Genomic DNA, 13420 nt, shown 5'->3' with positions numbered 1-13420 from the left:
TCTCGTTTTTTAAAATTTATATTGACCAAACCCCACATTGCCTCGTATCATTAACAAAAATCGGAATTTTTCATACCGAATATTCATATTTAAACGAACAAAGTGAGGATACGTCAATCATGAACACGTCAACACCCCAGCAATCCCCCCAGAAAGCCGTTACCGGCGTCCAGAAAATGACACCATCGGAGGCCTTTGTTGAAACCATGGTCGCCAATGGCGTCACCAATATCTTTGGCATCATGGGCTCGGCCTTTATGGATGCCATGGATATCTTCGCGCCGGCGGGCATCCGGCTGATTCCCGTGGTTCACGAACAAGGCGGCGCGCACATGGCAGATGGCTATGCGCGGGTCAGCGGCCGTCATGGCGTGGTAATCGGCCAGAATGGCCCTGGTATCAGTAACTGTGTGACAGCGATTGCCGCAGCCTACTGGGCCCACTCTCCGGTCGTGATGATTACACCGGAAACCGGCACCATGGGTATGGGACTGGGCGGCTTCCAGGAAGCCAACCAGTTGCCCATGTTCCAGGAATTCACCAAATACCAGGGACATGTCAATAATCCGAAACGCATGGCCGAATATACCGCCCGCTGCTTTGATCGTGCCCTGTCCGAAATCGGCCCAACCCAGTTGAATATCCCACGAGATTATTTCTACGGTGAAATCGAAACCGAAATTCCACAACCGCAGCGCCTGGATCGTGGCGCCGGTGGTGAAAAAAGTCTGAACGAAGCAGCCGAACTGCTGGCTACCGCCAAATTCCCCGTTATCCTTTCCGGCGGTGGCGTTGTCATGGCCGACGCCGTCGAAGAATGTAAAGCACTGGCCGAGCGCCTGGGCGCACCAGTAGTCAACAGCTATCTGCACAATGACTCGTTCCCCGCCAGCCATCCGCTTTGGGCCGGTCCGCTGGGCTACCAGGGCTCCAAGGCAGCGATGAAGCTGATCGCACAGGCCGATGTCGTGGTGGCACTGGGTTCACGCCTGGGGCCATTTGGCACCCTGCCACAACATGGCATGGATTACTGGCCCAAGGAAGCAAAAATCATTCAGATTGATGCCGACAACAAAATGCTCGGCCTGGTGAAGAAAATTTCAGTTGGCATTTGTGGCGATGCCAAGGCAGCGGCTGTCGCTTTACTTGAGCGCCTGCAGGACAAGAAGCTGGCTTCAGATGCAACCAAAGAAGCACGCGCCAAAACCATTGCCGATGAAAAGGCGGCATGGGAAAAAGAGCTGGATGAATGGACGCACGAGAAAGATGCGTACAGCCTGGACATGATTGAAGAGGCCAAGAAAGAAGGCGGCAAATATCTGCATCCACGTCAGGTGTTGCGTGAACTGGAAAAAGCCATGCCCAAAGACGTCATGGTCTCCACAGACATCGGCAATATCAACTCTGTGGCCAATAGCTACTTGCGTTTCGAAAAACCGCGCAGCTTCTTTGCTCCCATGAGTTTCGGTAACTGCGGTTATGCCCTGCCCACCATTATCGGCGCCAAAGTGGCCGCTCCGGATCGTCCAGCCATCGCCTATGCCGGAGACGGCGCCTGGGGCATGAGCATGGTCGAAATCATGACCTGCGTGCGTCATGACATTCCGGTAACCGCAGTGGTCTTCCATAACCGTCAATGGGGTGCAGAGAAGAAAAACCAGGTGGATTTCTATAACCGCCGCTTTGTTGCCGGCGAACTGGATAACCAGAGCTTTGCAGAAATTGCGCAAGCCATGGGTGCAACCGGTTTCGTGGTCGACAAACTGGAAGACGTGGGCCCAACCCTGAAAAAAGCCGTGGACATGCAGATGAACGAAGGCAAAACCTGCGTCATTGAAATCATGTGCACCCGTGAACTCGGGGATCCGTTCCGCCGCGATGCATTGGCCAAACCTGTACGGTTCCTGGACAAATACAAAGACTACGTCTAATCCACTAGCGCAACCTGAGGAGCACATCATGGGCGTTTTGCAACGCATCGTCGAAACGGCGAAAGCCGACCCGAAACGCATCGTGTTGTGCGAAGCCCAGGATCCGCGCGTGCTTGAAGCAGCAATACGGGCCCAGCGGGACAGTATTGCAGATGTCATCATGGTGGGCGATCCGGTGCAAACCGCCGCGATCGCCAGCCAGCATGGCCTGGATATCTCGGGCATGACCTTTACCGACCCGGCAACCAGCCAAGCGCGTGAACGTTATGCGCAACAGCTGTACCGCTTGCGCGAGAAAAAAGGCATGACACTGCAACAGGCACAGCAAGCCATTACACAACCGCTGTGCTTTGCCAATCTCATGCTACAGATGGGTGACGCCGACGGCTCCGTCGCCGGTGCTGTTCATACGACAGCAGATGTGGTCCGCACTGCACTTCAGGTGGTGGGCGCCAAAGCCTCTGCCGGCAGTATCGTGTCCAGTTTCTTTCTGATGATTTTTGAACACGAGCACCACCCAACCAAGGGTGGCATGATTTTTTCCGATTGCGGGCTAGTCATTGATCCGGATGCACAACAACTGGCACGTATTGCCCTTGACTCGGCAAAAAGCGCAAGCGCGCTGCTGGGCGAGGCGCCACGCATTGCCATGTTATCGTTCTCGACCCTGGGAAGTGCGCAACATATCAACGTGACCAAGGTCCAGCAGGCCACCAGCCTGGTCAAGCAAGCGCAGCCGGATCTGCTGATCGACGGCGAAGTGCAGCTGGATGCCGCCATTATTCCCGACATCGCGTCGCGCAAGCTCAGTGATTCGCAGATTCATGGACGAGCCAATGTGTTGATTTTTCCGGATCTGAATGCCGGCAATATCGGCTACAAGCTTGCAGAAAGACTGGGGGGCGCCATCGCTATCGGCCCGTTGTTGCAAGGGCTGAACAAACCAGCAAATGACCTGTCGCGGGGCTGTAGTGCCGACGACGTTTACAATGTCATTGCCGTCACTTGCGTACAGGCACAACAGCAGCAACTGCAAGCCCGCGCCGGTGAATTATCGTCGGTGTCCGCCGGACAGTAATCGTGCAATATCGTAAAACACAGCAGGCGTCAGTGCCTGCTGCAGATCTACCGCCAGGCTTCTTGGATAATACGAACTCAGATCCAGCCCGACACCCAGTCCGACAACGTCAATACCCTGGCTGATGGTTTGCCGCACAACCTGTTGCAGGTGGCTGGCCAGATAATAATCATCGTTGACATATTGCGTGGCGCTGTCCATCGGGCAACCGTCAGAAACCACAATCAGAGTGCGCCGCCTGACCTGCTGCTCCTGCAGCCGCTGTGAGGCCCAGAGGACCGCCTCACCGTCGACCCCTTCCCGATACAGATCATGCTTGAGCAAAGCCGCGATATCCAGGCGCGCGCGCGACCAGCTCGTATCGGCCTGCTTAAATAGCAAATGACATAGCTCATTAAGGCGTCCGGGATGAGCTGGCTTGCCTTGACGCTGCCAGTCTTTCAAGGCACGACCGCCATTCCAGGCACCGGTCGTAAAGCCCAGCAATTCGGTTTGCACGCCAGCCATTCCCAAAGCCCGCAACAAGGTATCGAGCAGTACAGACAAGCGGCGCGCATGCGTGCGCATGGAACCGGAGCAATCGAGCAAAATAGTGACGGCCTGGTCGACCCGTTCAATCACCTGGTCCTGGCGAAATATCCGTGTTTCGGCAGGACTGGCAACCAACTGGCTAAGCGTACGGCCGTCAAGAATGCCCTCTTCCTGGCCAAAGATCCAGCCGTCATCCTGCGGCATGCGAAAGATGCGGCGAAACAGCCTGGCCAACTGAGCCACCCCGATCGACAATGCAGCACGATCTTCGTCCATTTGCTGGCGAAACTGCTTGAGCTCTGCCCGCCTTACTCGCGAGGCCGCCAGTTCAACACGGTCGTAGCGACGAGTAAATACACGGTAGCTGGCCTGGTGCTGATCGAATACCCGGCTTTGGCCGAACGGTGCAACATCAAACCCATCCTCGGGCTGCGTGTCTGGTGTGAGCAGCAGGGAAAACAGCGATCGGCTGCTCTTTTCCGAATCCTTCTGCCGGCGATCCAGCGCCATTTCCGAGGCCAGATTCAAGCTAATCTTTTCGGCAAGCCGTGCCGCTGTCACAGCATAGGCTGCCTGATCATTGCGCAGACGGCGCAATGCATACAACTCCTGGCCTATTTCACCTGCCATACCGGCGCGCGTGGCTTCCAGCAGATCCTGCTGGGCTTCGCTGAGCACGTGCCCGGTCACTCGTGACCACACGGTCAGCATGACTGTAAACAGCAAAATGCCCAGGCTGGACTCGATCAAGGGCGAATGTTCAAACGCCTCGGCCCAGGCACGAAAGCGCGTCTGCACATTAGCCTGCACCCCTGGCCATTCTGACGCGACCGTCGCCTCCAGGCGCACCTGTTCGAAAAAATCATAGAGAAGCCGGGCGGTCTCATCTTGCGGACATGCCTGTTCATAGATAATCGGATCGCAGGCAAGCAGACGCAACGCCAGACCATCGGCCACGGCACGAAAATCCCTGAAGGTCTGATTATCTGGGTCCAGCCGCAGATGTGGCGCCAGCACCGGCACCAGACTGTCATCCAGATACAGCCTGCCCTTTCTGAAATGCGCATTGATGCGCCCGCTGATGGCACGCACGGCAGCGCCGCACAACTCGTCGGTATGTTGCTGGAATATGCTGTGCGCAATATCGTTCACGTAAGCATAGTACCCATAAATGCTTCGGGCAGCTCTTGCTCGAAACAGCGCTGGTAATATTCGGCAATCAGTTCTTTCTCGGCGTCATCACATTTGTTCAGGAATGACAATCGAAATGCCAGACCAGTATCGCCGAAGATTTGCCGGTTCTCTGCCCAGGTAATGACTGTGCGAGGCGACATGAGTACGGAAATATCGCCTGCCTCGAACCCCTTGCGCGTGAGATTAGCCAGATCCACCATTTTGCGAATTGTCTGGCGCCCTTGTGCATCGTCCATCTGTGGCACGCGGGCTGCAGTAATCTGCACTTCATCTTCGGGCTGTAGATAATTGAGGGCAGCGACAATATTCCAGCGATCCAGCTGCGCATGATTGAGCGATTGGGTGCCATGATACAGGCCGTTCAGATTGCCCAGCCCCAGCGTATTGGCGGTAGCAAACAGCCTGAAATCGGCATGCGGGGCGATGCTGCGGTTCTGGTCCAGCAACATAAAATGACCGTTGCGCTCCAGAATCCGCTGAATGACAAACATGACATCGGGGCGACCGGCATCGTATTCGTCAAAGATCAGCGCCATGGGTTGCTGCAACGCCCAGGGCAGGATACCTTCCTGGAACTCGGTGACCTGGCGCCCTTCGCGCAACACGATGGTGTCCTTGCCGACCAGATCCAGGCGGCTGATATGACCATCCAGATTGACCCGCACGCAAGGCCAGTTCAGCCGGGCGGCCACCTGTTCGATATGAGTGGACTTGCCGGTGCCGTGCAGGCCCTGGATCAAGACCCGCCGGTTTTGGATGAAGCCGGCCAGGATGGCCAGCGTGACATCATGATTGAAATGATAGGCGGTGTCAATCTGCGGCACATGTTCCGTAGGCTCGCAAAACGCGGGCACAGTCAGGTCGGTATCAAGCCCGAAGACTTGCCTGACGGAAATCTCGCGAACAGCGCGGGGGGAGTGTTGCGGGGTGGTCATGAGGATCTGCCTCCGTTGCGAAACGCAATGGCGGACCACTGCGCATGAATGGTTTACGCTGCCGCGTTGGCTTTTTCAATTTCTGCCAGTGAGTCGGCTGCACGACGCAATACCGGCAAAAATCCCAATGCCTTTTCGCGGGTAATGCGCATGATGGGGGACTGCGCCGCGATGCCCATGTTTGACTTGCCGTTGTCTCCCGGAACCAGCACGGCAATACAAATGAGGCCGGGCAAAAATTCTTCGTTGTCCATGGCATAGCCCTGCCGGCGAACCTGTTCTATTTCCTGTTCGATCGCGTCATAGCGCGTCAGGGTATTCGGGGTATACTGTTCCAGCGGGGCTGCTTCCAGCAAACGACGACACTGTGACGGCGACATTTGCGCAAGAAACAGTTTGCCGCTGGCCGAGCAATGCAGCGGCACGCGCGAGCCCGGGTGTAGATAGAACCGAAGCGGCGCGACCGTTTCCACGCGGTCCAGATACAGCACCTCATTGCCGGTGCAGGCGGTAATGTTGCAGCTTTCACCGATTTCCTCTACCAGGTGCCGCAATACGGCGCGTCTTGAGCCGTGAATGGTGTTGTTCAGCAGCAGCTTTTCGGCCATCTGGTGCAAGCGACGGCCGGTACTGTACTGCCTGCCGTCGCCGTCGCGGATAATCAGCCTTGCGCTTTCCAGTTGCTGTAGCATACGGTGCAGGGTTGGCTTGGGAATACCCAGTTCTTCACTCAGGCTTTGCAGCGAAAAATAGCTGTCTTTTTCTGCAATGACCTCAAGAAGCGCAAACAGCCGTAGCGTTGGGGTATTGCCTTCGACACGTTCAGTTTCGATCATATCCATAGAAATCGCCATTTATTTCAAATATTGAAATAAATTATACCAATAACCGGAATATTGATCAACGTTTTCTTGAAACTACCGGAAAATGCTGCGCAACCAGTTCAGCCAGGGTTTTAATGCCAACTGCAATTTTCGGCTCGTCAATGGAACCATAGCCAAAACGAATGTAGCGTCGGGCGCCTTTAGATACCCGGCTGAAGAATACCTCGCCCGGTTCAAGGACAATCCCGTTTTGCAATGCCACTGCCGTCAGCGCAGTGGTGTCGATATGCTCCGGCGCCCTTACCCAGCAAAATGACCCGCCTGGCGAGGAGATGATCTGAAACGTCGGCAGATACTCCTTTAGCGCATCACGCAGTACCCGTTCGCGCTGACCATAGATTTGCGATTGCTTGCGCAGAAAAGACTGGTAGTGGCCCAGCGAGACGAACAGGGCAAAGGCCCGTTGCAGAAAAGAAGGGGCATGTCGCAACATCAGTCGTTTCAGTGCACGCAGCTCGTCGACCAGCGGCTTTGGACCAACGATGAACCCCAGCCGTAGCCCGGGTGCAAATGTCTTTGACAAACTGCCGACATAAATCACACGCCCGTTCTGGTCCAGGCTCTTGAGCGCCGGAAAGGGTTTATCAATAAAGCTGTTTTCAAATTCAAAATCGTCTTCGACAATCACCGTATTGCAGGCATTGGCTTTTTCAAGAAGCGCCTGGCGCCGCGCCATGGACATCGTGACCCCGGTTGGGCATTGGTGGCTTGGCGTGACAAAAATCATGTCCATATCAACAGTAATGCCCTCGACATCAACGCCCTCTTCGTTGACCGGTACCGGCACCACGTGACGGGTGCGGCTGGAAAAAATATTACGCGCGTCCGGATAGCCGGGCTCTTCCATGCCCACTTTGTTGCCCGGCCTGACCAATAGATCTGCCAGCAGATACAGCGCGTGCTGCGCCCCCACCGTCACCATGATTTCATCCTTGGTCGCAGAAAAACCCCGTCGCGGGAGCACCTGGTTCTGGATGGCGGCAATAATCTCCGGGTCATCCATCATGATCAGGTCTTGGGCCCAACTGCGAATGTCGACAATGGACAACGCCTTCATGCAGCATTCACGCCATTCGGAAGTGGGGAACAAAGCAGGATCAAACTGACCGTACACAAAGGGATAGGGCTGAGTCTGCCAGTTGGCCGGCTTACGGATGTTGCGTTGCTGGCTGGGCCGTGCGTGGATGCGTCCGTGCCAGAAATCAGTTTCGTCATCGCCACCGGCGCTGGCGATAATATCGAGCATATTGCGCTGCTGCGCCGCCTGCCCCACGAAATGACCGCTGCGGTTGCGCGTTACCAGATAGCCTTCGCTGACCAGTTCCTGGTAGGCAAACACAACCGTATTGCGCGCCACCTTGAGCGTGTCCGACAGGAAACGGCTGGAAGGCACCGGCGCATCCGGCGTCAGGTGCCCCTGCGTAATGGCGGCCACCAGCATCTGCCGGATCCGGCCCTGCAACCCCAGCGATTCGCTGGTTTCACGAAACAGTTTCTCCCAAAGCAGCGCACTTAAGGCTGCCCGACTGGGTGTGCTGACTTTGTCTGATCCCGGGCTGACACGTTTTCTGTGGTTACTCATTGCTTTTTTCTTGTAACAGGCCAATGAAGGCGTGATCCGGCACGCGACAGGAGTGTCTGTGTGCTGGCTCACGATAATTTCAAATGCAATAGAAGCTTGCGATTATCCCTGAAACGAACATGGTCACCATGCAACGGCGACCCATGTCGGCAAATCTGCGGCATGTACAGGGTTCGATCTATACTTTGCCCTTCCAGGGCACCATGGCCTTCTCTATATAGCGGATCAGGGCATCAAAGATAAACGCAAAAAACCCGATAATAATGATGCCCATAATGACGGTGTCACTGGCCAGATACTGCGCTGCATTCAATACCATGAAACCCAGGCCGCGATCGGCCGCCACCATCTCGGCAGCAACCAGTGTACTCCAGCCCACCCCGATACCAATGCGCATGCCTGTGAATATTTCCGGCAGGGCCGACTTCAATATCACATACCAGACAATCTGCCTGTTTGATCCGCCCATGGAGTAGGCAGCATGAATCTGCTCCATTGACACCGACTTGACGCCGGCCCTGGCAGCAATTGCCATGGGGGCAAAAATAGCCAGATAGATCAGGAAAACCTTGGGAAACTCGCCAATACCGAACCAGATAATGACCAGCGGCAGATAGGCCAGCGGCGGCAAGGGCCGGTAGAACTCGATGATCGGATCGAACAGCCCACGCGCGACGCGATTGACACCCATCATAATGCCCACAGGCACGGCCGTTAGCAGCGCCAGAAAGAACGCTGAAAACACCCGGGTCAGGCTGGCCACGGTATGCTCGATAAGCGTCGCATTGGCAATGCCATCTGTCATACCGACGATGAACTTGTTATACACCGCCACAGGCGACGGCAAAAACAGCGGCTTGACCCAACCAAAATACGTAATAATGGACCAGAATATCAGCAAGGAAATCGCCGTTGCGATGCTGATGAACACGCTGGCACCGGCCCCCGGGGCTCCATAGACCTGGCCCGGTACGGCAGCTGATCTGCCGAACAGTTTATTAAGCATGGTGGCCTCCTTCCCGCTCGTCGCTGTAGATGATATTGAGCACCGTCTCGCGCATTTCAATGAACTCGGGACTGGATTTGATTTGCCTTGCGCTTTTTCCTGCCAGGAATTGCCGATTGAACGAAAGCTCGTAGGTATTGGTGATCCGGCCCGGCCGCGGTGACATCACGATCAGTTTGGATCCCAGAAACAGGGCTTCTTCCACACTGTGCGTGATAAAGAAAAACATTTTGTCCGTCACTTCCCACACCTTGAGCAACAGTTCCTGAATGGTTTCGCGGGTCAGTGCGTCCAGCGCGGCCATGGGCTCGTCCATCAGCAGCATGGCCGGATTGCAGGTCAAAATGCGGGCGATACCCACCCGCTGCTGCATCCCACCGGAAAGCTGGTAGATCATATGCTGATGAAAATCTTTCAACCCGACCAACTCCAGGTTGCGGGCAGCGATTTCATACCTTTTGGCTTTCGACACACCCTGCAGCTTCAGTCCGAACTCGGTATTGTCAATAACGTTAAGCCAGGGCAGCAACGCATGCTTCTGAAACACCACGCCCCGATCCGCGCTGGGGCCTGATATCGGTTGGTTGCCCAGCATGATCGTGCCGGAAGAAGGCGACATGAAGCCGGCCAACAGGTTCAGGAAGGTCGTCTTGCCACAGCCGGAAGCGCCGAGCGCGACCACGAACTGGCCGCGGTCGATTGTGAGGTTGACATCCTTGAGCGCAACAACACGATCATTCTGGCGTATCCCCGGGTACACGACATTGACATCTTTTACATACAGATTCTCGGCTACAGTTTGCATTGCGATGGTCTCCAACTACTTTCGTTCAGTGACAGGCGGACATCGTCCTCCTGCCACGGTTATTGCATCTGCAATTATTTTTACTTTGCGGCCTGCTCTGCCCAACTGGCATTCACAAATCCACTATAGTCAGGCAGCACAGAGTCAATCTGCTTTTGCTCCTTGAGGAACGCAGCGCTTTCGGTCAGCGCCTTGACGGCACCAGAACCGGCCCCACCGCCCAGCCAGGTTTTCGAAGCCATCTCTTGCGCTGAAGGGAAGACCAGCATTTTCATCGCTTCCAGAATATCCTTTGCATTGCCGCCGATCATCTGGGTAATACCCTTGACTTCAGGACTGCTTTCGGTCCACTTGGCACTATTCTGGTTATAGTCGCGGTAAGCATCGGCCATGACTTTAGTATAGGCCTGCATGAATTTCGGATTTTTCTCTGCCCAGGCCTTGTCGACCACAATGCCATCAAATGTCGGCACGCTGGCCTTGCCCACTTCCTCGGAATCAGTCAGCACCGTTCCGTCTTTAAGCAGCGTCGTCAGCGCAGGGGGCCACACATAGGCCGCATCGATATCGCCGCGCTGCCAGGCTGCCACGATCTGCGGCGGCTGCATGTTCAGAATACGCACATCACGCGGATTCATTTTCCACACTTTGCTCAGTGCGACCAGTAAATGAAAGTGCGATGTGGAAACAAACGGCACGCCAATACGCTTACCCTTGAGGTCTTCCGGTTTGCTGATGCCCGACTCCTTGCGAACCACCAGCGCTTCGGAATGGCCAATGTTGTCAAGAATCCAGAACAACTGCATATTCACGCCCCGCGTTGCAGCGGCCGCAATCCCGGTAGAACCAAGAACCCCGATAGGGATGCCGCCGGAGGCCAAAGCGCTGGAAATATCGCCTGCCGAGCTGAACTGGCGCCACTTGACGGTGTAGCCCGCCGCTTTTAGCGGCTCGTCGAATTTCTTCATCGCGATGGCGGACACATAAGGTCCGACGATCTGTTGATATCCAACGGTCACTTCCTCTTCTGCCACTGCGTGGGCAGACCAGAGAAGCGCCGTCGCGGTTGCTGAGGTACACAGCAATGTTTTCAGGAACGTTTTTTTCATGTTTGACTCCATGAATGGTGGTTTACAACGTTGTAGTAAATGCGCTTGGTCCACGCGATGTTTTTTTCTATTCAATTATTAATACTGCCATTGCTGCCTGTCTTCCTCCTGTACCACTTACCCCTTTACAGGGCCTCCTCTTATTGCCGCACGAACCCTCGCCGGTCCGGCTTTTTAATGGATTATCAATCTGTCGGGGTCGGGTGCCACGCCGAACCATTTGCGATAGATATCGGCATACTGTCCCGACTGTATCGTCTCGCGCAGCGCCGCATTCACCCGCTGCGTCAGCGCACTGTGCTTGGGAAACGCCATAGCATAAAAATTGTTTCCAGTAACAACGGTATCGACCACTTTGACCAGCCCTTTACCCTTATTGGCCGTGTAATACCGCACATTTGCCGTGTCATGCACCAGTGCATCCAAACGACCGGCGGCCAGCTCAAGATACGGAAAACCGCCATCCATGTTCTGGAAATAGCTTGTCCTTGCCGTTGGCACGGTGCGGCTGACATATTCCACCGCATCGGTACCGCGCTTGAGCCCTATCCGCTTGCCCGCCAGGTCGCCAAAGCGCTGAATATCGGTATTGTCCTGAGCCACGACCAATGAAATATCGCTGCGGAAATACGGATCGGAAAAATCCATGCTCCGTTCCCTATCCTGCGTAATGGAAATACCCGCGATGGCCATGTCCACTTTGCCGGCCGTCAGATTTGCGAAGATATTGGAAAAATCCATGGGTAGCAAAGAATAGGATACGCCCATTCGCTTGGTGACAAGATCGAGCAGATCCATGTCAAAGCCAGCATATTTACCGTTCTCCTTGAATTCAAACGGCAAAAAGGCGGTATCTGTAGCCACGACAAGTGTTTCTGCCCGCGCCGCGCGGGCGCCTGGCGGCATCACTGAATACAGCATCAGAAAAGCGAATGCTGCCAGAGCCAGGCCAATAGACGTGCGACGTGAGCAGTGCCGTCGGTTCATCAGATCACCTCATCTCTCAGGTAATACCAGTGATAGAGCATGGCCTGTCCGAGACGCCGGAAAGGAGAAAACAGATGGCCGGGCAGCGGCGAGTTGTAGATGGGCAGATCCCATTGTGCCCCGTCCTGCCCCACAATGCGCTGCGCCAGCCGTCGCCCCGCCCATGCAGAGGAAGACACGCCGTTACCACCATAGCCAAACGAATAGTACAGCGACAACGAGGGATCGGGCTGAACAATACGCGGCATCATATCGTGGCTGACATCAACCCACCCGCTCCAGTTATACGCAATGGGCACCCCTTCGAGCGATGGGAATTTGCGGTAAAGACCTTTTTTGAGCAAAGCCAGATGCTTGGGATTGGCTGCATCCTTGCCGGTAATTGCACTGCGGCTGCCAATTTGCACGGAGCCATCAGGCAACAGCCGATAGTAAAAGCGCAGCGTACGAGTGTCGGTAATGAACACGGTTGATTTGAGTCCGGCCTCGGCCAGCTCCTGCTTGGTCAGCGGACGGGTCACCATGGAATTGGACTGGATCGGCATCAACTTGGAACGCGTTGTGGTATGTACGCCTTGCGTTGTATAACCACCTGTGGCGAAAGCCACCTTGCGCGCCTTGACGATACCGCCGGGGGTGTGCAAATAATGCAGGCCATCGCGTGTTTCCACTTTCATGACCGGGCTTGACGTATGCACCTTGACTCCAAGCTGCCGTGCGCGTCGCAGATAACCGAAGGCCAGCTTCAGCGGGTGCACGCCGACGCCCTGGGGCTCCCACAAGGCCGCCTTCGCTTCCTGATCGTTCACATATTCTTCGCGCAGTTCTTCCCGACTGAGCATGCGCGTCTTGTAGCCGAAGACGTCATTCATCACCCGGCTTTCATTACGCAGAAAATCAATTTTCTTGTCACGGTGCGCAGTGTAAAGATGGCCACCTGTTTGCGCATCACAATCGAATTGCGCGACCAGCGACTCCCAGTATTCGAAACCGGAGCGTATTTCTGCATCCAGCCGTTTGGCCGTCTGCTCACCCCATTTGGCAATCCACTGGGAGCGGTACAGTCGACCCATGGCATTCTGTCCCTGCCCGCCGTTTCGGCTGGTGCAACCCCAGGCAGCAGCATTGGCCTCCAGCACCACAACCTGAGCCTGATGATCCTGAGCCAGATGCAGCGCAGTAGACAGCCCGGTAAAGCCGGAACCGACCACAACCACATCGGCAATCAGCCCGTCCGGGGCCGGACCGTCATCGGGCGGCGGTTCACCAGCAGTGGCAACCCAGTATGTCGGAGCATACTGCTGGCCTTGCGTCGGAGTATCGGTAAGCGGATCAAACAGCGGATCGTATGCGCGCATCAAAGTTGCCATGACGATGC

General features: G+C 55.4%; 11 protein-coding genes. 2 read left to right on the top strand and 9 right to left on the bottom strand.

Annotated features, from left to right (window positions below; genetic code table 11):
- The first annotated feature begins 119 nt into the window (after positions 1–119).
- Together xsc and pta are read left to right on the top strand one after the other, a co-directional pair.
- Positions 120–1931: a sulfoacetaldehyde acetyltransferase gene (xsc, locus tag EV681_RS13650; RefSeq protein WP_242612257.1), complete on the top strand. Its 1812-nt coding sequence runs from the start codon at positions 120–122 to the stop codon at positions 1929–1931.
- 28 nt (positions 1932–1959) lie between these two features.
- Positions 1960–3009 carry a phosphate acetyltransferase gene (gene pta, locus EV681_RS13645; RefSeq protein WP_128392955.1) on the top strand — a complete coding sequence of 350 codons (1050 nt, stop codon included), beginning with the start codon at positions 1960–1962 and terminating at the stop codon, positions 3007–3009.
- Here pta and EV681_RS13640 read toward each other — a convergent pair.
- From EV681_RS13640 to EV681_RS13600, 9 genes are all read right to left on the bottom strand, one after another.
- Entirely contained in the window at positions 2983–4692 is a 1710-nt protein-coding gene (locus tag EV681_RS13640) for a cobaltochelatase CobT-related protein (RefSeq protein WP_128392956.1), read from the bottom strand. The two genes, pta and EV681_RS13640, sit on opposite strands and share 27 nt — an antisense overlap.
- Positions 4689–5669 carry an AAA family ATPase gene (locus tag EV681_RS13635; RefSeq protein WP_128392957.1) on the bottom strand — a complete coding sequence of 327 codons (981 nt, stop codon included), beginning with the start codon at positions 5667–5669 and terminating at the stop codon, positions 4689–4691. The genes EV681_RS13640 and EV681_RS13635 overlap by 4 nt, the downstream gene beginning before the upstream one ends.
- Positions 5670–5722: 53 nt before the next feature.
- Positions 5723–6511 carry an IclR family transcriptional regulator gene (locus EV681_RS13630; RefSeq protein ID WP_242612256.1) on the bottom strand — a complete coding sequence of 263 codons (789 nt, stop codon included), beginning with the start codon at positions 6509–6511 and terminating at the stop codon, positions 5723–5725.
- A gap of 58 nt (positions 6512–6569) precedes the next feature.
- Positions 6570–8135: a MocR-like pyridoxine biosynthesis transcription factor PdxR gene (gene pdxR / locus EV681_RS13625; protein ID WP_130304291.1), complete on the bottom strand. Its 1566-nt coding sequence runs from the start codon at positions 8133–8135 to the stop codon at positions 6570–6572.
- Between the two features lie 178 nt (positions 8136–8313).
- On the bottom strand, positions 8314–9141 hold the full coding sequence (locus tag EV681_RS13620; protein WP_130304290.1) for an ABC transporter permease subunit: 828 nt from the start codon (positions 9139–9141) through the stop codon (positions 8314–8316).
- Positions 9134–9946: a taurine ABC transporter ATP-binding protein gene (locus tag EV681_RS13615; protein WP_128392961.1), complete on the bottom strand. Its 813-nt coding sequence runs from the start codon at positions 9944–9946 to the stop codon at positions 9134–9136. The genes EV681_RS13620 and EV681_RS13615 overlap by 8 nt, the downstream gene beginning before the upstream one ends.
- 80 nt (positions 9947–10026) lie before the next feature.
- The gene (gene tauA / locus EV681_RS13610) at positions 10027–11055 is read right to left on the bottom strand and encodes a taurine ABC transporter substrate-binding protein (RefSeq protein WP_128392962.1); all 1029 of its coding nucleotides are present in this window, start codon (positions 11053–11055) and stop codon (positions 10027–10029) included.
- 174 nt (positions 11056–11229) lie between these two features.
- Positions 11230–12042 (bottom strand): transporter substrate-binding domain-containing protein, encoded by an 813-nt coding sequence (locus EV681_RS13605; protein WP_242612255.1) that lies wholly within the window; start codon positions 12040–12042, stop codon positions 11230–11232.
- Complete coding sequence (locus tag EV681_RS13600; RefSeq protein WP_128392963.1) at positions 12042–13412, bottom strand: NAD(P)/FAD-dependent oxidoreductase; 1371 nt, start codon at positions 13410–13412, stop codon at positions 12042–12044. Before EV681_RS13600 ends, EV681_RS13605 begins: the two co-directional genes overlap by 1 nt.
- Between the last annotated feature and the right edge of the window lie 8 nt (positions 13413–13420).

The organism is Advenella incenata (assembly GCF_004217095.1).
Taxonomy (GTDB): domain Bacteria; phylum Pseudomonadota; class Gammaproteobacteria; order Burkholderiales; family Burkholderiaceae_B; genus Advenella; species Advenella incenata.
Note: the sequence above shows the minus strand (reverse complement) of the source record. Positions and strands in the feature narration are given on the sequence as shown.

Excerpts from the sequence above, each read along its gene's own strand:
- EV681_RS13615 (WP_128392961.1), bottom strand. The coding sequence starts at position 9,946 with ATGCAAACTGTAGCCGAGAATCTGTATGTAAAAGATGTCAATGTCGTG.
- pdxR (WP_130304291.1), bottom strand. The coding sequence starts at position 8,135 with ATGAGTAACCACAGAAAACGTGTCAGCCCGGGATCAGACAAAGTCAGC.
- xsc (WP_242612257.1), top strand. The coding sequence starts at position 120 with ATGAACACGTCAACACCCCAGCAATCCCCCCAGAAAGCCGTTACCGGC.
- tauA (WP_128392962.1), bottom strand. The coding sequence starts at position 11,055 with ATGAAAAAAACGTTCCTGAAAACATTGCTGTGTACCTCAGCAACCGCG.
- EV681_RS13635 (WP_128392957.1), bottom strand. The coding sequence starts at position 5,669 with ATGACCACCCCGCAACACTCCCCCCGCGCTGTTCGCGAGATTTCCGTC.
- EV681_RS13605 (WP_242612255.1), bottom strand. The coding sequence starts at position 12,042 with ATGAACCGACGGCACTGCTCACGTCGCACGTCTATTGGCCTGGCTCTG.
- EV681_RS13600 (WP_128392963.1), bottom strand. The coding sequence starts at position 13,412 with ATGGCAACTTTGATGCGCGCATACGATCCGCTGTTTGATCCGCTTACC.
- EV681_RS13620 (WP_130304290.1), bottom strand. The coding sequence starts at position 9,141 with ATGCTTAATAAACTGTTCGGCAGATCAGCTGCCGTACCGGGCCAGGTC.
- pta (WP_128392955.1), top strand. The coding sequence starts at position 1,960 with ATGGGCGTTTTGCAACGCATCGTCGAAACGGCGAAAGCCGACCCGAAA.
- EV681_RS13630 (WP_242612256.1), bottom strand. The coding sequence starts at position 6,511 with ATGGATATGATCGAAACTGAACGTGTCGAAGGCAATACCCCAACGCTA.